The sequence below is a fragment of the Nonomuraea sp. CA-143628 genome (assembly GCF_050942315.1).
Taxonomy (GTDB): Bacteria; Actinomycetota; Actinomycetes; order Streptosporangiales; family Streptosporangiaceae; genus Nonomuraea.
This window is the reverse complement of sequence record NZ_CP192072.1, coordinates 6,956,163-6,981,117: the sequence shown is the minus strand read 5'-3', so window position 1 is coordinate 6,981,117 and position 24,955 is coordinate 6,956,163. Positions and strand designations below refer to the sequence as shown.

Here is a 24,955-nt window from a genome sequence, read left to right as displayed (position 1 = left end):
CCCATAGGCAGGCCATGCGTCATGCGCAGGTCAGCAAGCCGAGCGAGCGCTTCCCCTTTAGCGGCGTCACCCTGACGGTGTCGCACAATGAGCGGATGACGTACACCAAGGATGCGGCCACCGCATACGCCTGGGCCGCCCTGGGGGGTCGAGGGCAACTGGTTCAATGTGTGTCCTTCGAGGGGGCGGGCGCTGTCCTGCCGTCTCGTCTGCCGGTGAGAGAGTTGGCGCGGGCCAGCGTGGGAGCGTCCTCGCTGGCGGCGGCGGAACTGCTGGCGCTGCGCAACCGCGTGCCGGTGCCCGCAGTGCGGGTGAACGAGGCGGCGGTGACCACCGCGTTCGTCAGTGAACGCCACCTGCGGATCGACGGCCGGGCCCCGACGTCCTTCGCCCCGCTGTCCGGCTTCTGGGAAGCAGCCGACGGATGGGTACGCACTCACGCCAACTACCCGCACCACCGTGCCCGGCTGCTCAGCGCGCTGGGCATCGCGGACACGGGACAGGACCAGGCGCTGGTAGGCGTGCTCTCCAAGGAGTTGGCATCGCGTCCGGCCTGGGAAGTCCAGGAGACTGTCTACGCGGCGGGCGGCCTGGCCGTGGCCGTGGCCTCCGCACCCGCTGCGGCCGGACCCGCCCTGGTCGAGACGCGGCACGTGGGTCAGAGCAGCCCCCGACTGCTGGCGCCCGCATCCGTGCCGGCGCAAGGAGTGCGGGTGCTGGACCTGACCCGCGTCATCGCCGGACCTGTCGCCACACGCACGCTGGCGCTGCTGGGCGCCGACGTACTGCGCGTGGACGCCCCTCAGCTCCTCGAGGACGCGGATACCCACGCCGACACCGGCGTGAGCAAACGCTCCACGCTGCTGGACCTCACCAGCCCTGACGACCGGCACGCCTTCGAGGGCCTTCTCAGCCAGGCAGACGTCGTGGTGACCGGTTACCGCCCCGGCGCCCTGGACCGGCACGGACTGACCCCCGAGACGCTACTGGTCCGGCATCCCGACCTGATCGTCGCCCAACTGTGCGCCTGGGGCTGGGCCGGCCCCTGGGCCGAGCGTCGCGGCTTCGACAGCCTGGTCCAAGCCGGTACCGGTATTGCCGCAATTGAGGCCACTGCTGACGGCCGGCCCGGTGTATTGCCCGCACAGGCGCTGGACCACGGAACAGGGTACCTGCTCGCCGCCGCCGTGCTTCGTGCACTGAGCGACCGCCAGGCCACCGGCGGTGGGCGGCATCTTCGCCTCTCCCTGGCGGGCACGGCCTCCTGGCTGCTGCACGACATCCGTCCCACCCCCGTGCGGGGCGATGCCGGCACCTACGACCCCGGGTCCTGGCTCACCGAGACCGAATCGCCCTACGGTCTGCTGCGTCATGCCCTGCCCCCGGTCCATTACGATGGCGCACCCGCGAACTGGAACCGTGCACCGACCCAATGGGGCACCGATCTGCCGAACTGGGCGTGAGCGGGAGCCTCGGCATGTCCTGCCTGCGGCAACAGTGATCTTCCGGTACGGAGTGCGTCGGGGCCGTGCCCCACAGCGCCCGGCAGGCTGCCTGTTCAGGCCGGCGGAGCGTAGGCGGCGCTGGTGTTGTCGGCGGCGGCCTTCGCCTGGTCGGCGGGGGCGCCCGCCGCCTCGTGGGCTTCCCCCCACAACCGGCTGCACGTCTTGCTGTAGGTACGGCCCTCCTCACTCATCTGCCAGGCCATCGGATCGCCGACGGATCCGCCCGTCAGGTGGAGGGCCAGGCCGAGCAGCCCTTGGTCCCAGCCGACACCCACGGCACCCGGTCCGAACCGGTCCCAGAACTCGGGCGGCGCGGCGGCGGTGTGCCGGAGCTCGAACAGCGTGCGCTCGGCGCCGTCGGCCGACAGCCGTACCTCGACCTCGGAGAGCCCGGGGGCGTCGCCGAAGATCCAGGAGACCTTGAAGCGGTGCGGCGGCTCGCACTCCATCACCTCTCCACCGGCGTTGCCTTCGAGCTGGTAGTGGCCGCCGAGCTGAAGGTCCCCCTTGACGGGCAGGAACCAGCGGCTGATGCGCTCCGCGGACGTGCAGGCGTCCCACAGGTCCTCGATGCCGGCGTCGTAGTGGCGGCGCAGCACGACGGTCTTGAGCTCGTCGCCGTCTTCCAGCTGCCGGTGGACGTATTCGATCTGCTTGATGATGTCGATCATGTGTGCTCGTTTCTCGATGATGGGCCGGGAGCGCGGCGTTCCCGCTTGCCCCGAGCCAGCTCGGTGGCCAGCGCGTCCAGCCGCTGCTCCCAGAACCCGCGAAAGCGTTCCAGCCAGAGGTCGACCTCCCGCAGCGGCCCGGGCTCGACGGCGTAGAGCCGCCGGGTGCCCTCGGCTCGCACGCTGGCGAACCCGTTGTCCCGCAGCACCCGCAGATGCTGTGAGACGGCCGGTTGGGAGATGCCGTGCTCGCTCTGGATGACCGCGGTGACCTCGCCGGAGCTCAGCTCGCCATCGGCCAGCAGCTCCAGGATCCGGCGCCGGACCGGGTCTCCGAGGACGTCGAATGCATGCACATGACGGAGTATTTCAAGCCGGACTTATATAAGTCAATATTGATATTAAGGTGGTCGCCGGGCGGATGGGACCGGAGGGGGGTGGCCCATCCGCCCAGCGGGTCTGTGTGTCACCGCGCCAGGGAGGCGCGTATGCGCGGATGACCGTCACCGTCCCAGGGAGGCGCGGATGACCGTCACCGTGTCGCGTAAGCGCGGATGACCTCCTGGGAGAAGGTGTTGCCTTCGACGTCGGCGGCCTTGAGCCGCAATGAGACGAAGCTCCCGGGCCGCCGGTCCAGCGTGGCCTCGTAGGAGTCCGTGCCGCCCTTCGCGCGCAGGCGGCTCGCCCGCCACGTGGCGCCGTCGTCGTAGGACACCTCCAGGGACACCTCCTTCAGCGCGCTCCGCGCCGCCCCCTCCTGGCGATGGAAGGACACGCCGAGCTTGGCCGAGCGGGCCTGGTTCTTCAGGTCGACGGGCGCGTCGATCCCGGCCAGGATCAGCGGGATCACCGTGGCGACCCCCGCGTCCACGTGCTCCGAGCCGAACGTCCACACCGACCGGGAACGCGTCGACAGCTTCGCCCAGGTGGCCTCGTTGCGCACGTCGTACTCGATCCGGTACGTGGACTTCTCCACCGGTAGAGTCACGCTGCCCGAAGGCAGGTAGTTGGTCTGCTGGAGCAGCTTGTCGCCCTGGTAGAGGCGGAAATCGGTCTTCAGGCCGTGCTCGAACGAGCTGGTGTAGGCCTCGCCGTAGTTGCCGCCGGCGTCGATGAAGCCCTGCATGGAGATGCGCAGTTTGTCGCCCTCCCTGCGCAGCGGATTGCGGGGGTTGACGCCCGGCAGCAGCGGCTGCTTGAACCAGGTGCGCTCCACCCGCTCCCCCGCCTTGTAGCTGCGGAACTCCGGCGACGACAGAGCGACGCGCGGGGTGTCCACGTGCGGCCACATCGTGTTGTAGTGCCGCTCGGGACTGCCCGCCGAGGAGCTCCAGCGCAGGTCGGGGTCGGGAGTGAAGTACTGGACCTGGGTACGCGGCGTCTTGGCCAGCGGCCGGTTCGTGGAGATCGACGAGGTGTCCCACGGCTCGAACACGAACCGGGCCTCGTTCACCGTCACGTCGTCGGCGAGCTGGCTGTGATAGCCCGCCCCGGTCCTGGCCAGGGAGCGGTCGCGCACCACGTATCGCAGCGAGTCCGGCACCCGGCCCTTCTCGCGCAGGTACAGGTCGTACACGTATGGGCTGGCCACGATCCCCTTGGCCAGGACGGGCACGGGCAGCCGCCGCAGCCGCTCGACCAGCTTCAGGCCCTCCTCCTGCGTCAGCCGGACGGTCGGGACCGTGAGCTTGACGCCGGTGCCGCCCGAGGTGATGTCCGCTCCCGGGCGGTCGCTGTAGATCGCCACCATCCTGGCTCCGGCGGCCGCGGCCGCGTTGGACTGGGCCGAGACGGGCACGCCGTCGGTACGGCGGATGACCGCCAGCTTGCCGCGCAGGTCGCGGGCCTTGATCTCCTCGGCCGTGCCACGCCCGGCGTCGACCGCCGCGAGCAGAGCGGTGCCGTCCAGCTTCGGGTATTCCGTGGCGTAGTCGCTGAAGGAGACCGGGTCATAGTACTGGGGGTTCAGGTCGAGGCCCGGAGCCGTCAGGGTGATCGCGGGTGCCTCAAGCCGCCAGCGGGTGGCGACGGTGAAGGTGCCCTTGGTGATCTTCCTGGTCGGCTGGACGAACAGCCGCTCCTCGACCTGCCCGCCGGGCGAGATGTTGGTGCCGCCGCGCAGCGCCGTCCCCGTCTCGCCGGCGCGGTACCAGGCGAGCTGCGCGGCGGCGCCCATGTTCCGCTTGGTCTTGTGGTCGGGGGTCCGGATCTCGACCTCGACGGCCTTGCGGGCGTCGAGCACGACCTCGGTGTCCCCGGTGATCTTCATCTCGGGGTCGCCGACGAGGCTCTCGTTCAGCGGCTTGCCCGTCGCCGTGCTGTCCTGGGTGGCGGGCATGGTGAAGATGTGGCCGAGCACGGAGTAGGTGCCGGGCTTGACCAGCAGGCAGGTGCCGGTGCCGGACTTCTGCTCGGTGCACGGCTGGGCCGGATCGCCGGGCAGGACGCGGCCGACCAGGGTGCCCTCGTCCAGGTTCAGCACCGTGAACCCGCCACGCGCGTTGCGGCCGTCCCTGGCCACCCCGCGTACCCGCAGCTCGACGCGCCGCTGCTCGACGCTCGCGGTCAGCAGGGTCCGTACGGTGGCGCCGCCGCGAACGCTCGCCGACAGCTCCTCCCGCAGCCGGCCGGAGGGCGCGCCCTTGAGCGTCACCTTCACCTCGGCCTGCCCGGCGGCGGGCACGGTCACCTCGCCGGGTTCGGCGGTGAACGGGCCGCCGGCCTTCAGGTCCAGCTCGACGGGCTCCGTGCCGAGGTTGCGGTACGTCATCGTGACGCTCTTGTCGGCGCCTTCCACGAGGCCGCCGAAGTTCACCGAGCCGGCCGAGGCGACGACGGCGCCCTTCAGCGCCGCGCCGACGTCGATCCGGCCGGTGCCTCGCGCGTCGGCGGGTGTGCCCGGCATGGGCTTGGCGCTCTCCATCAGCAAGGACTTCAGCTCGGGCCCGGTGATGCCGGGCCGGGCCTGCCGCAGCAGCGCCGCGGCGCCCGCGACGTGCGGGGTGGCCATCGAGGTGCCCGACATCGTGACGTACCCGCCGCCCGCCTTGGCGGCGGTGATCTCCACGCCCGGCGCGGTGACGTCGGGCTTGACCGAGCCGTCCACGGCGATCGGGCCCCTGCTGGAGAAGGTGGCCAGCTGGTCGGCGCGGTCGACAGCGCCGACGGTCAGCGCGTCGGCGGAGTCGCCGGGGGCTCCGACGCAGCCGTCGCAGCCGTCGTTGCCCGCCGCCACCACGAACAACGTGCCGTACTGCTGGGACAGCCGCGACACGGCCGAGGAGAGCGGCCCGCCCGCGACGCGACTGCCCAGGCTCATGTTGACGACCTGCGCGTGCTTCTCCCCCGCCGCCCACTCCATGCCGTCGATGATCCAGGAGAGCTGGCCCTTGCCGTCGCCGCCCAGAACCCGGCCGTTCAGCAGCCCCGCCCCGGGCGCCACGCCCTTGCGGCGGCCGTCCGAGGCGGCGCCGGAGCCCGCGATGGTGCTCGCGACGTGGGTGCCGTGGCCGTTGGGGTCGCCGGTCGCGTTCTCGCCGGTGAAGTCGCGCTGGTCGGTCATCTTTCCGGCCAGGTCGGCATGGGTGGCGTCGATGCCGGTGTCGAGCACGGCCACGGTCGTGCCCGTGCCGTCGAAGCCGGCCGCCCACGCCTCGGGCGCGCCGATCTGGGGCACGCTGTTCTCCAGGACCGGCTCCACCTTGCGGTCGAGCCAGATCTTCGACACCCCGGCCAACGGGCTCGCCGCGCGGGCTGCGGTTCCGGCGGCGAGCCCGGCCAGCGCGGCGCCGAAACGGGCCGCGTCATGGGTGGCGATCGACACTCCCGCGCCGCCGATGCTCTCCAGCGTGCGGAGCTGCTTGACGGCCGGGAGGGCGGACTTGGTGGTGTTGCCCTCGTAGGTGAGGATGAGCGGGATCGCGGCGTCGTACCCGTCCTCGGCCAGCTCCGAGACGTCGAACAGCGCCGCGTCGAGACGCTGCGGGACCAGGGCGGCGACGTCGTCGGGGATGACGCTCAGCTGTCCGTCGGCCTCCAGCACCTGGAAGTTCGGCACGGAGCCGTCCGCGCGCGGGGCCGGAGTGATCGTCACCGCCTGGTGTCCACCGTCGACGGCACGCAGGTGCACCTGGTCGCCGGTGATGAGCGTGATCTCACCGCCGGACGTACCCACCGCGAGCCCTGGGGCCGCCACCTCGGCGCCGGCCCGTGCCCCGGGCACCGACAGCGCGGAGACGGCCAGCACCGCCGCGACGGTGGCCACCGCCCTTCGCCCACGCAGCCCACGCAGCATTGACGACCTCCAGCGAATCGGTAAGAGAAGCTACCGAATTCCTAGTGGTCATGATTTGGCGTTGTCCATGCGAAAGGTGTGGCCAGATCCCGACTTGTCGTGAACTCGCCAGCCGCCAAAGGAGGGCTCACCCCTCGAACGCGGCGGCGTGATCGGCAACCCACTCGGCGAAGGTCCGCGCCGGACGGCCGAGCACGCGCTCCACCTCCCCGGTGACCCGCGCGGGCTGCCCGGCTCCCCTCGCGTACCTGGCCATCAGCGCATCGACGAACGCCTGCGGGAAGCCGCGCGCGACCATCCCCTGCGCCGCCGCCTCCGGCGGAATCTCCTGGTAGCGCAGCGGCCTGCCGATCACCTCGCCGATGATCGCCACTGTCTCCTCGTGGGTGAGTGAGCGCGGGCCGGTCAGCTCCAGTCTCTGGCCCGCGAACTGGTCCGTGAGCAGCGCGCGGGCGCCGACCGCGGCCAGGTCCCGCTCGTGGATCCATGCTTCGGCGAACTTCGCGTACGGCCCGCTCACGACGTCGCCGCCCCGGATCTGGCCGCCCCACGGGTGCAGGGTGTTGACCGCGAACGAGCAGGCCCGCAGACTCACCCACTCCAGACCGCTACCGGCGGCGGCCTGCTCGGCCTCCTTGTTCCTGTCACCTCTGAAGCGGGACGGTTGGTCCGCCAGATCGTCGTCGACATTGCTGGCCGACAGCGCCACCACCCGCCGCACCCCGTGCCGCCGGGCCAGATCCAGCAGCTCGACGGCGCCACTGGCCACGGCGCGCGGGTGGAGGAACAGCGCGCTGACACCGTCGAAGACGTCCGGTCGCGCTACGACCTCCACGCCGTCGGGCAGCCCGGCGGTCTCCGGCGAACGGCTGACGGCACGGACCTTGGCGCCTTCCGCGACGAGCAGCTCGATCAGGGGGCGTGCGACGAGGCCGGTGGCTCCGGTCACTAAGATCATGAGATGTCCCATCGATGTTGAACGGTTTCCGAGCTGAGAGCGGTGCCGGGCCCCGGAGTGTGACACGCTCCCGGATTCTCGGCCGCGGAGCTGGGGTAATGTTCGGAGACTCGGTGCCCCAGAAGGAGACCTCTGCCCTTGTCCGAATCCCTGAAAGCCGACTGCGAGAGCTGCTTCGGGCTGTGCTGCGTGGCGCTGCCCTTCGCCGCCTCGGCCGACTTCGCGATCGACAAGGACGCCGGACGGCCGTGCCCCAACCTGGAGGCGGACTTCCGCTGCGGCATCCACCGCGATCTCAGGGAGCGCGGCTTCCCGGGCTGCACGGTCTATGACTGCTTCGGCGCGGGTCAGAAGGTCTCCCAGGTCACCTTCGCCGGGCAGGACTGGCGGCGGGCTCCGGAGACGGCGACGCGGATGTTCGCGGTGTTCCCGGTGGTGCGCCAGCTCCACGAGTTGCTGTGGTACCTCACCGAGGCGCTGACCCTCGACCCGGCCCGCGAGCTCCACGACGACCTCCGCGCCGCGCTCGACGAGACCGGGCGGCTCAGCCGCGCCGACGCCGACACCCTCCTGCTCGTGGACGTGCCCGCGCACCGGCAGAGCGTCAACACCCTGCTGCTGCGTACGAGCGAACTGGTCAGGGGCGAGACCCCCCGCCGGAAGAACCGCAGGGGCGCCGACCTCATCGGCGCCAAGCTCAAGGGCGCCGACCTCCGAGGCGCCGACCTACGCGGGGCCTACCTCATCGGCGCCGATCTGCGCGGCGCGGACCTCCGGCTGGCCGACCTGATCGGCGCCGACCTCAGGGGTGCCGAGCTGGCCGGCGCCGACCTCACGGGCAGCATCTTCCTCACCCAGCCGCAGCTCAACGCGGCCAGAGGCGACGGCGCCACCAAGCTGTCGGCCGCGCTCACGCGCCCGGCCCACTGGTCGGCCTCGGACCGGCCACGACGGGGTGCCCGGCCGCGCCGATGACGCGCCCCGGCGCCGCGTGCGGTGCTGAGACCGGAACTCCCGAAGAGCTGAAGGCGCAGGGCGGCAGGGGCTTCATGTTCGGTACGAGCCGTGCCCACTCCTGCGGCTGGGGCACGGAGGCGATGTCGCAGGCGTGGCGCAGCGCCGCCCCTTCGTCCAGATCCCACCAGCGCACTGTGCCGAGCGCTCCGGTGACGGCCAGGCGGCCATGGCCGGAGGCGAAGCCCAGCGCCCGGACGGAGCCCTGACGGGTGGACAGGGCGAACAGCTCGCGGCGCCCCTGGACCTGCCAGAGCCGTACCGTGCCGTCGTCGGAGCCGATCGCCAGCATGGTGCCGTCCGCGCTGTAGGCGAGCGCCGTGATCGGCGCGGTGGCGACCATGAGGAGCCGCCGCGAGGCGGGATCGCCCAGTCGCCGCACATAGACGGCCCGGTCCTCGCCCGTGGTCAGCGTCCCCGCGCCGGGGTCGAACGCGAGCGTGCCCACCGTCCCGCTCGCCGTCCACTTGTCCACTCTGCCGACTTGACCCGCGGTGATGTGCCACACCAGGATCTCGTTGCCATAGCCGCCCGCCACGAGGTCGCCTTCGGGATCGACGGCGACACCGTGCTGGTCTCCGGCTCCGGAGTCGAGCCGATAGAGCTCGGCGCGGCGCCGGAGACTCCACACCCGAATCCGGCCCCGGTCACCGCCGGCCACCAGCAGGTCTCCGTCCTTCCCACCCCTGGCCAGCGCGCGGATGCGTGGGTACGGCAGGGACAGCTGCTCGCACTTCCCGGTCGCGGCGGCGGGTCCGCCGTAGCGGACGACGCCGTCGGCGGCACCCGTCACCAGCCCCCAGGGTCCCCATGCCGCCGCGACCGTCCCCGGCTCGGGACAGCCGCGGATCTCCCAGCCCGCGGTGTCCCAGACGGCCCCGGTCGTGTCGGCGGCGGCGCTGACCAGCAGCGTCCCGCCGCGGGGGAAAGTGACCGCGTGCACGGGGGCACTGTGGCCGGTCAGCTCGGCGACCTGGCGGCCCGCCGCCACGTCCCACAGCAGGATCCGCTGGTCCTCACCCGCCGTGGCGAGCAGCTGGCCGTCGCCGCGGAAGTCGAGGTCCCACACGGCGCCGCGATGCCCGGTGAGCACGCCTGACGGGTGCCAGTCGGAGGTACGCCAGAGTCGTACGGCTCCGTCGTCACCGGCGGCGGCCAGCCGCGTGCCGTCCGGGCTGAAGGCGACGTCGTGCAACGCGTGCGCGCCCGCTGGGAGAGTCGGCGGCGGCCCGCTCGCGCCGTCGGTGCGCCAGAGCCGCAGCCTCCCGTCGTGGCCGGCGGCGGCCAGGAGCGTGCCATCGGGGCTGAACGCGGCACCTTCGATCGCGTCGGACCCCCATGGTGGAGCAGGCAGCGCCCGCAGGTCGCTCACCCGCCACAACACGACCCCGGTCCCGGCCACGGCCAGGATCGAGCCCTTCTGGTCGAAGGAGAGACCGCCCATCGCCGTGCCGCCCGGCAGCTCGCGCGTCGCCAGCCTCTTGCCGGTCCCGGCGTCCCACATCCGCAGCCGCCTGTCGTCGCCCGCCCCGGCGACCAGGCGCCCGTCCGGGCTGACGGCGATGGCGGTGAGGCGGGCGGAGAGGTCTTCCAGCGTATGGGTCACGGTCCGGCGGCGGGCGTCCCACAGCAGGGCGCGGCCACCGTGGTCGACGGTGGCGAGCGTCGAGCCGTCGGCGCTGAAGGACGCTCCCCACAGCGCCGCCCCGTGCCCGGCCAGGCGCCCGGCGAACCCTCCCGCCTGCGTGCTCATCAGCGCGCCGAGCGACTGCGGAGTGCGGTCCTGCCCGACTGCCGCCGCGGCGAGCAGCGCGGACACCTCCGGCCGGTGGCCGGCCAACCGGGCCGCCTCGACCGACAGCCGCCCGGCCAGGGAGCTCCGTTCCTGCCGGTGCGCCTCCGCCGCCTGCCTGACCGCCACCACCGTGCCGACCGCGGTCAGCGCCAGCGTGATTCCGAGGCAGCGGACCAGGCGGCGTAGCCGGCGGTTACGCCGCACCGTCTCCACCTGCTCGGCCTCACCGCATTGCCGGCTGGCGCTCAGGAAGGCGCATTCGGCGGGGGTGAGGTTGACGGCCAGTGCCGCGTCGGCCCATTCGCGCAGCATGGTCAGCTGGGGGCCGCGCAGCAGGAGGCCCTCGTCGCGGCCCGCGCGTTCCCACGCCTCGGCGGCGTCGGCGAGCTGCCGCCGGATCCGCAGCCCCGCCCGGTCGGCGTCGATCCAGCCTTTCAGCCGGGGCCAGGCGTCGAACAGGACCTCGTGGCTGATCTCCACCCATGCGGCGTTGGCCGTCAGCAGCCGGGCCCGGATGAACGCCTCCAGGACGGCCTCGTCCCCGTCGTCGGTCAGTGCCTGGCGGGCGAGCCGGCGGCGGGTGTCGGCCGTCCCGTCGCCGACCTGGATCAGGCGCAGCAGCATGTGCCGGGCCACCTGCTGCTGCGCCGGGTCGAGCTCCGCATAAGCCTGCTCGGCCGTGACCTCGATCGCCCCCCGGATGCCGCCCGTACGCTCGTAGCCCGCGACGGTGAGCAGAGTGCCGGTCCGCTTCTGCCAGGTGGCCCGCAGGGCATGGGACAGCAGGGGCAGCGCCCCGGCGTCGCAGGCGCCGCTGGTCCGGGCGCCCACGTCGCGCAGCAGCAGCTCGACCAAGCCGGCTTCGATGTCCAGCTGCGCCACGGCGGCCGGCTCGCTGATCGCCTGCCGCAGCTGCCCGGCCGCCATCGGGCCGAGCGGCAGGCAACGCGCCCGCAGCGCCGCCAGCAGCGGCGGGTGGGCCACGCACTGGCCGTAGAAATCGGCGCGTACGCCCAGGACCACCGCGAGGCCGGCCGCCGCCCGGTGACACAGCTCGGCGATGAACGCCTGCCGCGCGGCCTCGTCGCCGCACAGCGTGAACAGCTCCTCGAACTGGTCGACGATCACCAGCGTGCGGGAGTCGACGCCGCCCAGCTCGCGCATCGGCTGGGCGGTCGGCGTCAGGTACGCCACACTCGGCCGACCGGGCCGGCGGCCGGGAAGCGCGCCTCGCAGCACGGCCGGGGCCAGGCCGGCGCGCAGCAGCGAGGACTTGCCCACTCCCGACGGGCCGATCACGATCGCCGGATGACCCGCCGTTTCGGGGTCGGCGAGCAGGGCCACCAGATCGGCCACGGCCCGCTCGCGGCCGAAGAACAAGCGCGCGTCCCCGGTGCGGAAGGACGTCAGCCCCGGATAGGGGCACCCGGCCGCGGGCCGGGACCGCGAACGGCCCGTCTCGACCCGCCGCCGCGGCTCGGCTCCGAACTCGGCCTCACGAGAATCCGCTGCGTTCGCCACACGGGAAATCTACCGTCACCCAACGTGATGGGAGATGGACTCTTCGTATATCAGGAGATGCTGGTGGCCCTCATGGTCGGGGTAACCCGCAGGTGTCGCCGTTCGGCCAGCTCCTCCGCGCTGACCATGGTCAGGAGCGGGGTGCCCGGCAGCGCGAACATGGTCACCACCATCTGCGACTGCGCGTCCTGAAGGTTGTTGGCGCCCTGGAGGTGGATCACGTCGCCCCCGGGCTCGAACAGGGCGTCACCGGCCTTCAGCACCTGGGGCGGCTGCCCCTCCAGCTCGAAGAGGACCTCGCCCTGGGTCACGTAGCCGAAGATGGGCCCGGGGTGCCGGTGCGGCGGCGCGCCGGGGTCGCCGGGCGCCAGGGTGATCCGGACGGTCCTGGCCTCGGCGCCGGCCGGGATCCGGGCCGCCGCCTCCGGCAGGGTCGCGATCACCTCAATGCCTGGGGGCAGGTGTGCGCTCATGTGTTCCTCCATCCAAACGGGGATTGTCCGGAGTGAGGACAAGACAGCCGCACCGTTTGTGACAGCCCAACCCGGCGTTTTCAGACGGTCGGCTTCAGGTACCGGCTCAGCGCCTCGGCCTCCGCGCGGAGCCGTTCGGCGTGGTCGTCGCGGCCCAGCCGCTCGTACTCCCGCGCGGCGACCGAGCGCTCCCGCACTTCCTTCTCGACGATCGACAGCAGATCTGCCTCGGTGAGGAGACGGCGTTCCACGTCGGCGGCGCCCAGGCCGGCGGTCGATCCCGCGAAGTGCTCGTCGTTCTTCGGGGCGCCGGACGGCGGGGGGTCGACCGCGACGGCTTCGGCGTTCTCGATCGCCGCCAGGGCGGAGCGGAGTGCGGTGATCGCGACGCGGTCGCGGGCCTTGAGGGCGGTTTTCAGGTCGTCGCGCAGGTTGGCGCGCATGTGCTGAGCTCCTGATCCGGGGTGAGGATAACAATACGGCTGTACGATAGCGGGGTGCCGCGGGTTGCCGATCATGACCAGCGTCGTGTCCAGATCGCACGGGCATTCCAGCGTCTGCTCGCGGCGGAGGGTTTGGCCGGCGTCTCGTTCTCGCGCGTGGCGGCGGAGGCCGGGGTTTCGGTCGGGCTCATCCAGCACTACTTCGCCGGCAAGGACGAGCTGCTCCGCTTCGCCTTCGACGACGCCGTGCGTCGCATGAGCGAGCGGGTGGGGGCGCGGGTCCGTGAGGGTTCGGATGCCGGTCTCCAGGTCTCACAGGTGCTGCTCGACAGTCTTGTCGAGCTGTTGCCGCTGGACGAGGAGCGGGAGATCGAGTATCGCGTCCGGCAGTGCCTTTCGGCTCAGGCGCCGTATCACCCCGGTCTCGCCGAGGTCGCCCGGCGGTCGGGCGGTGACCTGCTCGGATACGTCACGATGGCGGTCGAGGACGGCAGGAAGCGCGGTGAGGTCGATTCCGGCGTGGACGCCGTGCTCGCCGCCCGCATGATCCTGGCGACCTTGCAGGGCCTGGCCGATCAGGTCGCGCTCTCGGGTGCGGACGCGTTCTCGGCGCGCGATGTATTGCGCCCGGTGGTCGCCACGGTGTTCGCCGGGCATCACGATCGCTCACTCTCCTGACTGTGGTACTTCTCCATCGCAATATGGTCATACTGCTACTTTAGCAATATGACCATATTGCTACGGAGGCTCGGTGGGACGGCACCAGTTGACCGGGAACTCGCGACGCGCAAACTGACCGCAGGATGCGCACCATGACCCAGCACGCGACCGTACGGCTGAGCAGCGGTGCCGTCCGTGGCCGCCGACTGGACGGCCATCTCTCGTTCCGGGGGATTCCCTATGCCGCGGCCCCGATCGGAGACCGGCGATGGCGGCCGCCCGCGCCGGTCGAGCCGTGGACCGGGATCCGGGACGCGACCGTGCCCGGAAACCCGGCGCCGCAGCTGGCCCAGTCGTTCGCGGACGTCACCTCCGTGGACGAGGACTGTCTGACGCTCGACATCACCGTGCCGGAGGCCGCCCGGGGAACCGGGCGTCCGGTGCTGGTATGGCTGCACGGCGGCGGTGGGACGAACGGCAGTGCCGCTGCCTACGACGCTCAGCGGCTGGCCGTAGCCGGCGACGTCGTCGTCGTGGCACCGAACTTCCGGCTCGGCGTGTTCGGGTGCTTCGGCCACCCCGGTCTCGCCGACGGCGGCACCTTCGGCCTGCGAGATCAGCAGGCGGTACTTCGCTGGGTGCGGCGGGAAATCGCGCGGTTCGGCGGCGACCCGGCGAATGTGACCCTGGCCGGAGAGTCGTACGGGGCCCTCATGATCGCCGCGCACCTCGTGTCACCCGGGTCGGCGGGGTTGTTCCACCGAGCGATCCTGCAGAGCGCGTTCTCGGTACTGGGCACGACGCCGGCACACACCTTCATTCCCGGTGTTCCGGAGCTCCCGCCGAGATGGGCTCCGATGGCCGAGCTGGAGCAGTTCGGCGCCGCGGTCGCGGTCGAGCGCGGCTGGGTCACGCCGGGCAGTGATCCCGAGTCGGCGCTCGCGCAGCTCCGGCGGGTCCCGGTGACAGACCTGCTCCAGGCGTCGGACTCCTTCATCCGGCCCGCCTTCGGCGGGATCACCCTGCCTGAGTCGCCCTCGACGGCGATACCCGCCGGACGATTCCACCGGATACCGCTGATGCTGGGCGCCATGCGCGACGAGGCGCGCTTCTTCGTCGGGCTCTTCGCCGATCTCGTCGGCAACCCGGTCACAGCCGAGAGCTACCCGCGACTGGTGGCCGAGGCGTTCGGTGACTCGGCCGATCAGGTCGCCGCCCGCTACCCTCTCGACGGCTTCCCGACGCCGAGCCTCGCCTGGGCCCAGATCGCCACGGACCGGGCCTGGGCGCGACCGGCCTGGGAGCTGGGCCGCGCTTTCGCCGCGCACACCGGCACCTGGTTCTACGAGTTCGCCGATCGGGACGCCCCATCGCTCGTGCCACTCCCAGGGTTTCCGACCGGCGCCCAGCATTCGAGCGCTCTGGCGTACCAAATCGACTTTCCCGGCGGTGGTATGTCGCTGTCGGCGGCACAACGTGAGCTCGCCGACCGGATGAACCAGTACTGGACGACCTTCGCCCGCCACGGTGATCCCGCCCGCGCCGACCTGCCGGACTGGCCCGACGTCAGCACCGGTTACGTTCAAGCCCTGGCGCCCGAACGGATCGGCGGCACGGACTACGTGGCCGAGCACGGCCTCGACTTCTGGGGACGAATGCCCTGAACCTCGCCTTCGTCCGCGCCGACGGCTCTGGTTGCGGTCCTGGGGGAAACATCTGAATCGGAAAGGCAGCCTCCATGTCGATCAACGAAGAGCGGATCCGCGGCCTGGTCGTGGCCTGGGCCGAGGCCGTGCACCGTGGTGAGCTGACGGCCGTTGTCGCCGACCACACCGAGGACATCGTGATGTACGACGTGCCCGGGGAGGTGCGCGGCATCGAGACCTACCGGAAGGCGTGGCCGCCGTTCTTCGAGTGGCAGGCGCAAGGAGCGATGTTCGAGATCGAGACGCTGGAGGTCACCGCCGGTGACGACGTCGCCTTCGCCCACGCCCTGCTTCGCTGCGGCATGCCGGAGGACGTGGCGCGGCACCGGTTGCGGCTGACGCTCGGCCTGCGCAAGAAGGACGGGCGATGGGCCGTGGCGCACGAGCACCACTCGTTCCCCCTCGCCGACCACGGTGCGGGCGAACAGGAGGGCTGAGGCCTCTCCGGGTCAGCGGAGCTCGCCGGTGATGATCCACAGGTGGCCGAAGGGGTCACGGACGCGGCCCGAGCGCTTGCCGTAGGGCCGGTTCTCGATCGGTACGAGCACCTCGGCGCCGTGGGCGATCATGCGTTCGCCGAGCGCGTCCGGGTCGCCGACCTCGATCTCCAGGAGTACCGCGGAGCCGCCGAGGTCGCTTGGTGAGAGCCAGCCCCACGAGGTGACGGCCGGCGAGACGCGGAAGGACGAACCACCGACGCGGTGGTCGACGACGGGGGGCCGTCCGTCATCGCCCTGCGGAGCACGGAACACTTGCTCGGCGCCGAGGGCGTCCTGGTAGAACGCCGACGCGCGGTCCGGGTCGGGCACGATGAGACGAGGGGTGATGCGGATATCTGGCGTCATGTGCCCATGGTGAGGTCGAGCGGGCGTAGGGGTCTTGAACAAATGGGAACGAACGCGCCCGCATCGGTCATCACCTGGACACGAGCCACTCGGTGGGCGTACACCCGGCCATGGCCCGCCACTCCCGGGTGAGGTGCGCCTGATCGGCGAATCCCGACGCGGCGGCCACCGCCGCCAGACCGTCCCCTCCCCCACCGGCGGCGGCCACGAGCCGGCCTCGGGCGGCCTCGAAGCGGACGAGCCGTTGGTACTCCTTCGGCGTCACCCCGAACTCGGTACGAACCGTGCTGCTCAGATGCCGCCGGGAGCACCCGAGCAGCCGAGCCGCCTCCTGCACCCGGGTGGTCCCGGACAGGGCCGCGAGAGTGGCCCGCAGCTCGCGACTGTCGGCGCGTTCGCCGTGCCGGGCCAGGCCGGTGAGCAGCGAGCGTTCGACGAGGGCGCGACGTTGCGGCCAGGACCGGCAGGCCGCCAAGCGCTCCGGCAGGTCCGCCATCACCGGGACGACGTCGGCGAGATCGACGATGTCCCCGGCCACCGCCGAAGAGGGAAGTCCCAGCAGCGCGCTGACACCCAGCGGGCTGAGCGTCAACCACACGCCGCGCGTGCACCCCTCTTGCCGCAGCTCGGCCGCGTTCAGATGGAGTCCGGCCACCACGGCCCGCAGCCGTCTGTGTGAGCCGGGCCGCCCGACCCAGGCGATCTCCAGCGGGTCCTCCTCGGGGATCGTGATCGACACCGTGGATGAGGGAAGCCCGCGATGTAGGCCGCCCGAGCCCGGCCCGAGATCGTACGCGGCCAGTGTCGCCACGAACGGCGCCAAGGCGGTGGAGATCTGATCGGCAGGAACGGTCACCTTGTCACACTACGGCGGACATGCTCCGCGACTACCGGCCGCCATCGCTACCGAAACCCCCGAGAGGCGCCCGCCGCGCGATGATCTTGCGGTGGCTGATCCGCCATCCCTGGTCGCCGTACGAGATGACGTCGTCGTAGGTCGCGCTTCCGCAGGTGCCGCCCGCCATGATGGAGATCGCCTTGGACCGGGCGCGCACCTTGCCGTCGGCGAGTTCGGTGAGCACGACGTTGGTCACGTGATGGGCCACGGGGTTTCGCGCGCCCAGCGTGAGCGCGGCGTCCAGGATCGCCGCCACGCCCTCCAGCGATCCGACGCCGTAGTCGGTGGCGTCGTAGACGACGTCGGGGGTGAACAGCTCGTCCAGCCGATCGAACTCGCCGTCGTCGAACAGGTGCCCGTGCAGGGAGATCAGCTCTGTGATGGCCGCACGGTCGTCGGCGTTCAGTGTCATGCCGCCCAGATTAAGTGGGGAGCTCCCCACTTAGCAACCAACGCCTCTCCACTGATTCCGATAATTGCGGATGAAACATGGCTCGCGCGGGATCCGCCGACCAGCACGCTGCCGGCGTCGGTAGAGGTCCCGACGACGAGATGCGTCAATCCCTGTCGGTGCGCACAGCCGCTTCCGTGCTCCGGGGGAAGTCCGCGTCGCGTGCGACGGCCTGCTGGCCACGAAGTTCGGCGATCATGGCGTCCAGGTGGCCCGCCACGGCGTCGTATCCCGCGCCGCCGAGGACGAGCCGCTTGGGTGGGTCGTCCTGGTTGATCGCGGCGACGACGGCTCGGGCGCCACGATCGGGATCGCCGGGCTGCCTGCCGTCCTGCTCGATCATGGCGGCGCGCACCGCCGCGAGCATCGGCTGATAGTCCGTGATGTGCTCGTCGACCGGTTCGTCGGCGAACCCGCTGTAGGCCCGGGTACGGAATGCGCCGGGCTCCACCGCGAGTACCTTGATCCCGAACGGTGCCACCTCCTGGCGCAGCACCTCCGTCAGCCCCTCGATCGCGAACTTGGCGGCGGTGTAGAAGCCGAAGCCGGGCACTCCGACCAGGCCGGCGACCGAGGACATGTTGATGATCCAGCCGCCCGCGCGCCTGCGCATGCCGGGTAGCACGGCCCGGGTGATCGCGAGAACTGAGAAGAAGTTCAGGTCGAACGTCTTGCGGACCGCGGCGTCGTCCATGCCCTCGACCGAGCCATACCATCCGCGGCCGGCGTTGTTGACCAGGACGTCGATGCCGCCGAAGCGGCTCTCGGCCTCGGCCACGCTCTGCCGGACCTGCCGGGCGTCGGTGACGTCGACCGGCAGGACCAATGCCCGTTCCGGATGGCGGGCGGCCCAGTCGCGCAGTTCCGCCGGCCGGCGCGTGGTCAGCACGACGCGGTCGCCACCCTCCAGCGCGGCGTTCGCGTACGCCATGCCGAAACCACCAGGGGTGCCGCCGGTGATGTACCAGGTCTTCATCGGATTTCCTCTCATGGCGCGATCTCCAGCTGACGGATCCGGTCGTCGGCGAGAGTGAAGCGCCACTTCAGGTCCGCGGCCCCGCGCCGGGTCCGGCCTTCGTCGGTGACCACGGTGTCATCGGTGAAAAGGGCGATGACGGCGTCCGGGTCGCGGCGGCGGTCGGCCTCGAAGTATCGGGCGACAACGCCTGGAACGGCGAGGTTCATGAGCTCTCCTTGAGGTGGCATCAGCGCTACATTCGCTACAATAGTCAATATATCGCTACATAAGGTACTATAGCGGCATGAGTAGGCGGGGACAGGGTGGCGGCGCTCGCGATCGACTCCTGCTGGCCGCCGCCGAGCTGCTGGACAGCTCCGGCGATCGCACGCTGTCCACCCGTGCCGTCTGCGAGCGCGCGGGGGTTCAGGCGCCCACGCTCTACCATCACTTCGGGAGCAAGCAGGGCTTGATCGACGCCGTGCTCGACCACGGGTTCACCCAATACGTCCAGCCGCCGCAGGCTTCCAGCGATCCGGTGGACGACATTCGTCAGGGCTGGGACCGACACGTACAGTTCGGGCTGGACCACCCGACGTTCTACGCGCTGCTGTACGGCCAGATCGAGCCCGGCAAGCCCTGCGCCATCACGGCCCCCGCACACGCCATGCTGCGCGATCTATTGACCGTGGCCGCCCGCCGGGGACTGCTGAGAGTCCCGGCCGATGACGCGGCCGACCAGATCCTGGCCGCGAACATCGGGATCACCCTGAGCCTGATCACTCGGCCCGACGACGACCGCGACATGGGGCTGTCCGACCGTGTCCGCGAAGCGGCATTGGCCGCAGTCCTCAACTCGGACGCGGTCCGACCAGCTGACGCGGTGACTCGGGCCGGTGCGGCACTGACGCTGCGCGCGCTGGTGGACCAGGACTCCACAGAGCTGACGGCCGGAGAGTACGCACTCCTTCGCGAACTGCTGGGCCGACTCGCCGAATCCCGGCCCCGCCTGGATCCAGGCTAAACCGCCACTCCTACTTGCCCGCGATTGTTGATGGCGATCCTGATCGTCGTTACCCGACACCAGGACCTGAACGATTCCACCCGACCCCATCCGCATGAACATGTCCAGGTGCAGGGCAGCGCGTGGCAGCGCCCGCCGGCCGGCCACCGCGCCCCGCGCCCTGGCCCGGTGGCTCCGCACCCCCGGCCAGGGCAGCGTACGTCCGGAACCTGCGCTTTCAGCCGAACTTTTCAGCCGAACCTTTCAGCCGGACATGGAGAAGCGCACCGGCATGTGCTTGATGCCATTGATGAAATCCGACCGCATCCTCTTGACCGGCCCCGCGTGCTCCGCCTCGGGGAAGCGGCGCAGCAGTTCCCTGATCATGCAGTTGATCTGCAGCCGGGCCAGATTGGCGCCCAGGCAGAAGTGCGGGCCGCCGCCGCCGAACGTCATGTGGTCGTTGGGGCTGCGGCGGATGTCGAAGGTGTACGGGTCGGCGAAGACGTCCTCGTCATGGTTGCCGGACATGTAGAACGTCACCACCTTCTCCCCTTCGGCGATCTTCTGGCCGCGGAGTTCGGTGTCGCGCGTGGCCGTACGCCGGAAGTTGTGGATCGAAGAGCCCCAGCGCAGGAACTCCTCGGTGGCGCTGCGCCACAGGGCCTCGTCGTCGAGGCCGGCCGCCAGGTCGCGGTAGCTGTCCGGGTGGAGGATGAGGGCGTTCATGGCGTGGGCGATGAGGTTGCGGGTGGTCTCGTTTCCGGCGACGCAGAGGATCACGAAGAAGGAGTCGATCTCCTCCCTGGTCAGCCTGTCGCCGTCGACCTCCCCCTCCACCAGCGCGGTGAGGATGTCGTCACGCGGGTTTCGGCGGCGGTCGTCGACCAGGCCGTCGCAGTAGGAGAAGATCTCGGCCCCGGCGATCTCGCCGTCCTCGGGCGTCGTGCGGAAGTCGGGATCCTGGAAGCCGACCATGCGGTTGGACCACTCGAAGATCAGGTGGTGGTCCTCCTCGGGTACGCCGATCAGGTCGCAGATCATCTGCAGCGGCAGGTATTCGGCCACGTCGGTCACGAACTCGACCTCGCCGTCCCGCTCCCGTACGGCTTCCGCGATCTTCTCGGCGCGCCGTTGGATGGTGCCCCGCAGCCGGGCGATCGTCCTGGGCGTGAAGCCCGCGCTCACCAGTCGGCGGTAGCGGGTCTGCTTGGGCGGGTCCATGTTCAGCAGCATCATGCTGGCGATCTCGATGAACTCCGGCGTCTGGGTACGGATGAACGCGGTCCCGATCTCGGTTGACCAGGTCTGTACGTCCCGGCTGATCGCCTTTATGTCCTGATATTTCGTGACAGCCCAGAAGCCGGTGTCGTCGGGGACGTCATGCCAGTGGACGGGCGCGTTCCGGCGCAGGTAGGCGAACTGGTCGTGGGGAACTTCGCGTTCCCACGTCTCTTCGAGCAGGTTGATCCGCATGGGCTCCCTTTCGGCGCGAGAATCTAGGAGTCGAGCAGGTCGAGCGGTCGGGACGGCTCGGAGCCCGGGCCGTCGAAGGGACTCAGGGGCCGGGCAGTCCGAGCAGGTCGCGCAGGCTCTCCACGACAGCCCGCTCCTCGACCGCGGCGGGATCGAGCCGGTGCTGGACCGCGCAGCCGATCAGCACCCCGAGCACGGCCGTGGCCGTCCGCTCCGGCGATCGGCGCAGCGGCACGCCCGCCGTCTCGGCCCAGTCGGACAGCCCGCCGGCGAGCCGGGCACGGATGTCGGCATAACGCCTGGCCAGTGGCTCGGCGATGACGGGATCGCGCGCGCCGTGCAGCCACAGCTCCAACTCCAGCAGGAGCCATGACGCACCGCGATCCTCGTCCTTACGTGTCAGCGCTTCGAACAGGGCGGCCAGCCGCTCGTCGAGTTCGGTGATCTCCTCGAACCCGGCGAGCAGCTCGGCCACGGTCTGGTCCTTCCACACCTCCAGCAGCGCGAGCAGCAGCCCTTCCTTGCCGCCGAAGTGGTTGTACAGCGCGCCGGTCGTGCGATCGGCCACATCGGCCACCGCCTCGGCGGACACCGCGTGGAACCCCTTGCGGGCGAACAGGTCAGCGGCCGCGTCGATCAGCCGGGCCCGGGTCTCGGCTCGCCGCTGATCCTGGGTACGCGCCACCGGGGTGCTCCCGTCTGATATCGGGTCTACTACATATGTTTGCCTCTCGATATATATGCCCGAACGAGCGCTAGGTCAACTGCTCAGCGGGCTCGGTCGCCGGCTTCTCGCGCGGGCTGAACAGGAGACAGGACAGGACGGCGACCACCAGGACCACGGCGCACATCACGAGGGTGGTCTGCATGGCGTGGACGAAGCCGGTGGCGAACGTGTCGGCGGTGACGCGTTCGTACAGGCTCCTCGTAGCGGGGCTCAGGCCGCCGGGCGGCGTGGGCGGGCTGTAATCACGCGCGGCGGCGGCGCTGTCGTCGATGAACCGGGCGCGCAGGTTCTCCGGCAGCTGACCGGCGCGCTTCTCGGCCTCCTCGCGCAGGGTCGAGGAGAGGCGGGCCGACAGCAGGACGCCCAGCACGGCGGTGCCGAGGACGCCACCGATCTGCCGGGTGGTGCTGGACACGCCGGAGGCCGCCCCGGCCAGCCGGGGATCGACGCCGTCCATGGTGGCCTGCAGCAGGGGTACGAACGTGGCACCGCTGGCGATCCCGATGATGGTCAAACCGGGTTGCAGGCTCCACGCGCCGCCGGCGGGTCCGGCCATGGCGACCAGCACCAGCAGTCCGACGGCCAGCAGCGTAAGGCCGGCCGTCAGGACGTACTTGCCGCCGAACCTGTCCGACAGCCGCCCGGCGTACGCCGAGCCGACCGCGGTGAGCACGGCGCTCGGCAGCACCACCAGGCCGGTCTCCAGCGCCGAATACCCCCGCGCCATCTGCAGGTACAGCACCACCACGAACATGATGCCGATCATGCCGAGCTGGAAGACGAACCCGACCCAGTTACCGACCGCGAAGTTGCGCGCGCCGAACAGGGCCAGCGGCATCAGCGGCTCGTCCCGCTGCCGGTGCTGCCACAGGACGAACACCGCCAGCAGCGCGACGCCCGCGACGATGACCGACGCGATGCTGATGGGCCCGGTGATGGTGCCCCAGCCGTAGCGTTCTCCCTCGATCAGGCCGAACACGATGCCGCTCAGCCCGGCGGTGGCCAGTGCGACGCCGACCAGGTCGAGCCGGTGCTGACGGCCCGCGCGCATGGGCGGCGCGAAGGTCAGCGCCAGCCCGGCGGTGATGATCCCGATCGGGACGTTGATGAAGAAGATCCAGCGCCAGTCGAGGTGGGCGAGCAGGAAGCCGCCGATGACCGGGCCGACGATCGGTGCGAAGCCGACGATCGACCCGAACAGCCCGAACGCCCGGCCGCGCAGCCGTGGCGGGAAGATCGTCAGAATCGACGAGATGACCTGCGGGAACAGCAGCGCCCCGCCCAGTCCCTGCAGCAGCCGGGCGGCCAGCAACTGGGATGATGAGTCGGCCAGCCCGCACAGCGCCGAGGCGATGGTGAAGGTGCTGATGCCGATCACGTACAGCCGGCGGTATCCGAAGATGTCGCCCAGCCGCCCGGTGGTGATCAGCAGCACCGAGAAGACGAGCAGGTAGCCGTCGATGACCCACAGCACCTGGTCGTAGGAGGCGTCGATGCCATGGATCAGCGTGGGGATGGCGACGTTGACGATGGATCCGTCGAGCAACGACATGAAGAAGCCGACGCACATGATCGCGAGAACCAGCCACGGACGCCGCGTGACCGGTTGTTCGGTGGACTTGATTTCCGGCATTCCGGAGACCTCTCTGAGGACAACCGTCTGCTGGGTGATGACACGCGCCACTGATGCCAGAACGGCGCAAACCTCGGAGGAGACCAGAAGGGCCGCCGCGCGTCGCCACCATGCAGAACACCCTTGTCCAGGATGTGGTGAGCGACTTCCACCTTCCCCGTGTCATCGGGACCCGGGTGAAGCTGGTAAGCGGGGCGGAAAGCCCAACGGTGAGAAGTCGGTTCGTAGCCTAGCGCCGCGCGTGGCGGATCTTCAACCGTCCTGTCCCCATGGTCCCGGAGATCCGGATTCGCGGCCCGCCGGGTCGTACGCGCCGCCGCGCCTTGTAGAGCGGGGCCTTCCACCCGGTGCGCAGACCCTCGACGTCGACGATCGCGTCGCGAGCCACCGTGATCTCGGCACCGCCGGTGCCGAGGTGCAACTCGATGTCGACCACCGGATGGTCGATGACCGCCCGGGACAGGTCCAGACGCACCCTTCCGAGTGCGGACTCGACCTTGAGGGTCCGAGGTACGCGCCATGCGCCGCGCCGCTGGATCCGCCCGCTGACGGCGGCGATCGTGGCCGTGGTGCCCGCGTCCTCCTCCGGGAGCGAGGCCAGAGCCGACCCGAGCTCGCTGTGCGTGTTGGCGGTGAGCGCCTGGTGGAGGCGTTCGTCCAGTTCCTCGTACGAGAGGTGCCCTTCGGTGTACGCCTCCTGAAGGCGCCGCACGGCCGTGTCGCGGTCGTCTTCGCTGACCACGATCGGATCCATGATCCCCCCATTGGGTACTTCGTACGCAGTTGCGACGGCCAGGTTAAGCCACTGGGTACTATGTACGCAAGTTGGGGGTGGAACGGTGACCGACGCCGAGTACGTCAACATCTGGATGCGGCCCGAGCGCCCGGCCCGCGGGCCGAAGCCGGCCTACAGCCGCGCCCAGATCACCGAGGCGGCGATCCGGATCGCTGACACCGAGGGGCTGGAGGCCGCCACCATGCGGCGGATCGCCGCCGACATCGGCGCGGGCGCCATGTCCCTCTACCGCTACGTCCCCAGCCGCGATGACCTGATCGAGCTCGTGGCCGACCGGCTGCAGGGCGAGATCGACGTCGAGGGCATGCCCTCGGGCGACTGGCGCGCGGACCTGACCCGCTACGCCGACGGGATGCGCGCCATGTGGCTGCGGCACCCGTGGATCGCCACCGTCCACCGGTCACTCCCCGGCCTCGGCCCCAACCAGCTGCGCCTGATCGAACGGGTGATGGGCGCCCTCGACGCCTACGTCCCCATCGACGAGAACCTCGGCCTCATGGCCATCCTGAACGGCTACATCGACAGCGCCGTCCGCGACGAGGTCAGCTGGGCCGAGGAGGTGCGCCGCAGCGGGCTCACCGAGACGCAGTGGCTGGCGCGGACCTACCCGTACGTCGAGCAGCTGCTCAAGAGCGGCCAGTACCCGATCTTCACCAAGATCGCGACACAGGCCCGCCAGACGCACCTCAGCCGTGACGAGCGGTTCCGGTACGGGCTGGAGCGCGTCCTCGACTGCATCGCCGCGGCTCTCCCGTCAACGGCCGACCCTTCGGAGACGCGTCAGCAGTAGCCGGGCGCGACCATCATGTCGGCGTCGTCCGGCCTGAGGCGGTGTCGATCACTTCGTCCAGGACGTCGCGCGAGCGGATCAGGTCGATGATCATCCGATCGATGCGGTCGCGTTCGGTGGCGAGCTCGGTGACCAGCCGCGGAGTGGCGATCTCGGACGGACCGCCGTCCGCGTCCCGCATGCAGGGCAGCAGCTGGGCGATCTTCTCGCTGTGCAGCCCCGCGGCGAAGAGCTCCTGGATGCGGATGACCCGGTCGACCGCGCCAGCCCGCCTCGCCGCTTGGGGCGGATCCTGGCGCTGCTGGCGTTCGCCCAGTTCATCATCGCCATCGACCACA

At 70.7% G+C, this 24,955-nt stretch carries 24 protein-coding genes; 7 read left to right on the top strand and 17 right to left on the bottom strand.

The features are described 5' to 3' along the window. Positions 1 to 95: 95 nt before the first annotated feature. Positions 96 to 1,463, top strand: a complete 1,368-nt coding sequence (locus ACQP2T_RS32010; protein WP_433508626.1) for a CoA transferase — start codon at positions 96 to 98, stop codon at positions 1,461 to 1,463. Between the two features lie 95 nt (positions 1,464 to 1,558). Here ACQP2T_RS32010 and ACQP2T_RS32005 read toward each other — a convergent pair whose 3' ends face one another. The 4 genes from ACQP2T_RS32005 to ACQP2T_RS31990 all read right to left on the bottom strand — a co-directional run bounded on the left by ACQP2T_RS32005 (position 1,559) and on the right by ACQP2T_RS31990 (position 7,428). After that, positions 1,559 to 2,176, bottom strand: a complete 618-nt coding sequence (locus tag ACQP2T_RS32005) for an SRPBCC family protein (RefSeq protein WP_433508625.1) — start codon at positions 2,174 to 2,176, stop codon at positions 1,559 to 1,561. Beyond that, positions 2,173 to 2,532: an ArsR/SmtB family transcription factor gene (locus ACQP2T_RS32000; protein WP_358555909.1), complete on the bottom strand. Its 360-nt coding sequence runs from the start codon at positions 2,530 to 2,532 to the stop codon at positions 2,173 to 2,175. Before ACQP2T_RS32000 ends, ACQP2T_RS32005 begins: the two co-directional genes overlap by 4 nt. Before the next feature lie 176 nt (positions 2,533 to 2,708). Further along, positions 2,709 to 6,470 carry a S8 family peptidase gene (locus ACQP2T_RS31995; RefSeq protein WP_433508624.1) on the bottom strand — a complete coding sequence of 1,254 codons (3,762 nt, stop codon included), beginning with the start codon at positions 6,468 to 6,470 and terminating at the stop codon, positions 2,709 to 2,711. Between the two features lie 127 nt (positions 6,471 to 6,597). Beyond that, positions 6,598 to 7,428: an NAD(P)H-binding protein gene (locus ACQP2T_RS31990; RefSeq protein ID WP_433508623.1), complete on the bottom strand. Its 831-nt coding sequence runs from the start codon at positions 7,426 to 7,428 to the stop codon at positions 6,598 to 6,600. 138 nt (positions 7,429 to 7,566) lie between these two features. Here ACQP2T_RS31990 and ACQP2T_RS31985 point away from each other — a divergent pair, with 138 nt between their 5' ends. Then, positions 7,567 to 8,403, top strand: coding sequence for a pentapeptide repeat-containing protein (locus ACQP2T_RS31985; RefSeq protein ID WP_433508622.1), 837 nt, complete (start codon positions 7,567 to 7,569; stop codon positions 8,401 to 8,403). On the opposite strand, the gene ACQP2T_RS31980 is transcribed toward ACQP2T_RS31985, so the two are convergent. From ACQP2T_RS31980 to ACQP2T_RS31970, 3 genes are all read right to left on the bottom strand, one after another. Continuing rightward, positions 8,339 to 11,758, bottom strand: a complete 3,420-nt coding sequence (locus tag ACQP2T_RS31980) for a hypothetical protein (protein WP_433508621.1) — start codon at positions 11,756 to 11,758, stop codon at positions 8,339 to 8,341. The genes ACQP2T_RS31985 and ACQP2T_RS31980 overlap by 65 nt on opposite strands. A 50-nt stretch (positions 11,759 to 11,808) precedes the next feature. Further along, positions 11,809 to 12,231, bottom strand: coding sequence for a cupin domain-containing protein (locus ACQP2T_RS31975; protein ID WP_433508620.1), 423 nt, complete (start codon positions 12,229 to 12,231; stop codon positions 11,809 to 11,811). 80 nt (positions 12,232 to 12,311) lie between these two features. Then, entirely contained in the window at positions 12,312 to 12,674 is a 363-nt protein-coding gene (locus ACQP2T_RS31970; RefSeq protein WP_433508619.1) for a GatB/YqeY domain-containing protein, read from the bottom strand. Positions 12,675 to 12,728: 54 nt separating this feature from the next. Between ACQP2T_RS31970 and ACQP2T_RS31965 the strand changes: the two genes are divergently transcribed. The 3 genes from ACQP2T_RS31965 (at position 12,729) to ACQP2T_RS31955 (ending at position 15,477) form a co-directional block, all read left to right on the top strand. Further along, positions 12,729 to 13,352 carry a TetR/AcrR family transcriptional regulator gene (locus tag ACQP2T_RS31965; protein ID WP_433508618.1) on the top strand — a complete coding sequence of 208 codons (624 nt, stop codon included), beginning with the start codon at positions 12,729 to 12,731 and terminating at the stop codon, positions 13,350 to 13,352. A gap of 134 nt (positions 13,353 to 13,486) precedes the next feature. Next, entirely contained in the window at positions 13,487 to 14,998 is a 1,512-nt protein-coding gene (locus ACQP2T_RS31960) for a carboxylesterase/lipase family protein (protein ID WP_433508617.1), read from the top strand. Between the two features lie 74 nt (positions 14,999 to 15,072). Then, on the top strand, positions 15,073 to 15,477 hold the full coding sequence (locus ACQP2T_RS31955) for an SgcJ/EcaC family oxidoreductase (protein ID WP_433508616.1): 405 nt from the start codon (positions 15,073 to 15,075) through the stop codon (positions 15,475 to 15,477). A 12-nt stretch (positions 15,478 to 15,489) separates the two neighbouring features. Here the strand turns inward: ACQP2T_RS31955 and ACQP2T_RS31950 are convergent, their stop codons facing one another. The 5 genes from ACQP2T_RS31950 to ACQP2T_RS31930 all read right to left on the bottom strand — a co-directional run bounded on the left by ACQP2T_RS31950 (position 15,490) and on the right by ACQP2T_RS31930 (position 18,419). Further along, positions 15,490 to 15,885, bottom strand: a complete 396-nt coding sequence (locus ACQP2T_RS31950; protein WP_433508615.1) for a VOC family protein — start codon at positions 15,883 to 15,885, stop codon at positions 15,490 to 15,492. 70 nt (positions 15,886 to 15,955) lie between these two features. Continuing rightward, positions 15,956 to 16,741, bottom strand: coding sequence for a helix-turn-helix domain-containing protein (locus tag ACQP2T_RS31945; protein WP_433508614.1), 786 nt, complete (start codon positions 16,739 to 16,741; stop codon positions 15,956 to 15,958). 31 nt (positions 16,742 to 16,772) lie between these two features. Continuing rightward, on the bottom strand, positions 16,773 to 17,195 hold the full coding sequence (locus ACQP2T_RS31940; RefSeq protein WP_433508613.1) for a nuclear transport factor 2 family protein: 423 nt from the start codon (positions 17,193 to 17,195) through the stop codon (positions 16,773 to 16,775). Between the two features lie 145 nt (positions 17,196 to 17,340). Further along, on the bottom strand, positions 17,341 to 18,210 hold the full coding sequence (locus ACQP2T_RS31935) for an oxidoreductase (protein WP_433508612.1): 870 nt from the start codon (positions 18,208 to 18,210) through the stop codon (positions 17,341 to 17,343). 11 nt (positions 18,211 to 18,221) lie between these two features. Beyond that, positions 18,222 to 18,419, bottom strand: a complete 198-nt coding sequence (locus tag ACQP2T_RS31930; protein WP_433508611.1) for a nuclear transport factor 2 family protein — start codon at positions 18,417 to 18,419, stop codon at positions 18,222 to 18,224. A gap of 77 nt (positions 18,420 to 18,496) precedes the next feature. On the opposite strand from ACQP2T_RS31930, the gene ACQP2T_RS31925 reads away from it, so the two are divergent. After that, positions 18,497 to 19,216, top strand: a complete 720-nt coding sequence (locus ACQP2T_RS31925; protein ID WP_433508610.1) for a TetR/AcrR family transcriptional regulator — start codon at positions 18,497 to 18,499, stop codon at positions 19,214 to 19,216. Positions 19,217 to 19,459: 243 nt separating this feature from the next. Here ACQP2T_RS31925 and ACQP2T_RS31920 read toward each other — a convergent pair whose 3' ends face one another. The 4 genes from ACQP2T_RS31920 to ACQP2T_RS31905 all read right to left on the bottom strand — a co-directional run bounded on the left by ACQP2T_RS31920 (position 19,460) and on the right by ACQP2T_RS31905 (position 23,785). Beyond that, a complete protein-coding gene (locus tag ACQP2T_RS31920) occupies positions 19,460 to 20,671 on the bottom strand; it encodes a cytochrome P450 (protein ID WP_433508609.1) in 1,212 nt (403 codons plus the stop codon). Positions 20,672 to 20,753: 82 nt separating this feature from the next. Beyond that, complete coding sequence (locus ACQP2T_RS31915) at positions 20,754 to 21,356, bottom strand: TetR/AcrR family transcriptional regulator (RefSeq protein WP_433508608.1); 603 nt, start codon at positions 21,354 to 21,356, stop codon at positions 20,754 to 20,756. Between the two features lie 70 nt (positions 21,357 to 21,426). Next, positions 21,427 to 23,031: a DHA2 family efflux MFS transporter permease subunit gene (locus ACQP2T_RS31910; protein ID WP_433508607.1), complete on the bottom strand. Its 1,605-nt coding sequence runs from the start codon at positions 23,029 to 23,031 to the stop codon at positions 21,427 to 21,429. Positions 23,032 to 23,260: 229 nt separating this feature from the next. Beyond that, a complete protein-coding gene (locus tag ACQP2T_RS31905; protein ID WP_433508606.1) occupies positions 23,261 to 23,785 on the bottom strand; it encodes a DUF1707 SHOCT-like domain-containing protein in 525 nt (174 codons plus the stop codon). 85 nt (positions 23,786 to 23,870) lie between these two features. On the opposite strand from ACQP2T_RS31905, the gene ACQP2T_RS31900 reads away from it, so the two are divergent. After that, positions 23,871 to 24,617 (top strand): TetR/AcrR family transcriptional regulator, encoded by a 747-nt coding sequence (locus tag ACQP2T_RS31900; RefSeq protein ID WP_433508605.1) that lies wholly within the window; start codon positions 23,871 to 23,873, stop codon positions 24,615 to 24,617. 13 nt (positions 24,618 to 24,630) lie between these two features. On the opposite strand, the gene ACQP2T_RS31895 is transcribed toward ACQP2T_RS31900, so the two are convergent. Continuing rightward, positions 24,631 to 24,954, bottom strand: coding sequence for a hypothetical protein (locus tag ACQP2T_RS31895; protein ID WP_433508604.1), 324 nt, complete (start codon positions 24,952 to 24,954; stop codon positions 24,631 to 24,633). Between the last annotated feature and the right edge of the window lies 1 nt (position 24,955).

What these genes read in the sequence shown, in the direction of transcription:
- ACQP2T_RS31920 (WP_433508609.1), bottom strand. Translation starts at nt 20,671, where the DNA reads ATGCGGATCAACCTGCTCGAAGAGACGTGGGAACGCGAAGTTCCCCAC.
- ACQP2T_RS31930 (WP_433508611.1), bottom strand. Translation starts at nt 18,419, where the DNA reads ATGAACCTCGCCGTTCCAGGCGTTGTCGCCCGATACTTCGAGGCCGAC.
- ACQP2T_RS31975 (WP_433508620.1), bottom strand. Translation starts at nt 12,231, where the DNA reads ATGAGCGCACACCTGCCCCCAGGCATTGAGGTGATCGCGACCCTGCCG.
- ACQP2T_RS31940 (WP_433508613.1), bottom strand. Translation starts at nt 17,195, where the DNA reads ATGACACTGAACGCCGACGACCGTGCGGCCATCACAGAGCTGATCTCC.
- ACQP2T_RS31910 (WP_433508607.1), bottom strand. Translation starts at nt 23,031, where the DNA reads ATGCCGGAAATCAAGTCCACCGAACAACCGGTCACGCGGCGTCCGTGG.
- ACQP2T_RS31970 (WP_433508619.1), bottom strand. Translation starts at nt 12,674, where the DNA reads ATGCGCGCCAACCTGCGCGACGACCTGAAAACCGCCCTCAAGGCCCGC.
- ACQP2T_RS31960 (WP_433508617.1), top strand. Translation starts at nt 13,487, where the DNA reads ATGACCCAGCACGCGACCGTACGGCTGAGCAGCGGTGCCGTCCGTGGC.
- ACQP2T_RS31925 (WP_433508610.1), top strand. Translation starts at nt 18,497, where the DNA reads ATGAGTAGGCGGGGACAGGGTGGCGGCGCTCGCGATCGACTCCTGCTG.
- ACQP2T_RS31990 (WP_433508623.1), bottom strand. Translation starts at nt 7,428, where the DNA reads ATGATCTTAGTGACCGGAGCCACCGGCCTCGTCGCACGCCCCCTGATC.
- ACQP2T_RS32010 (WP_433508626.1), top strand. Translation starts at nt 96, where the DNA reads ATGACGTACACCAAGGATGCGGCCACCGCATACGCCTGGGCCGCCCTG.
- ACQP2T_RS32005 (WP_433508625.1), bottom strand. Translation starts at nt 2,176, where the DNA reads ATGATCGACATCATCAAGCAGATCGAATACGTCCACCGGCAGCTGGAA.
- ACQP2T_RS31955 (WP_433508616.1), top strand. Translation starts at nt 15,073, where the DNA reads ATGTCGATCAACGAAGAGCGGATCCGCGGCCTGGTCGTGGCCTGGGCC.
- ACQP2T_RS31950 (WP_433508615.1), bottom strand. Translation starts at nt 15,885, where the DNA reads ATGACGCCAGATATCCGCATCACCCCTCGTCTCATCGTGCCCGACCCG.
- ACQP2T_RS31905 (WP_433508606.1), bottom strand. Translation starts at nt 23,785, where the DNA reads ATGGATCCGATCGTGGTCAGCGAAGACGACCGCGACACGGCCGTGCGG.
- ACQP2T_RS31935 (WP_433508612.1), bottom strand. Translation starts at nt 18,210, where the DNA reads ATGAAGACCTGGTACATCACCGGCGGCACCCCTGGTGGTTTCGGCATG.
- ACQP2T_RS31995 (WP_433508624.1), bottom strand. Translation starts at nt 6,470, where the DNA reads ATGCTGCGTGGGCTGCGTGGGCGAAGGGCGGTGGCCACCGTCGCGGCG.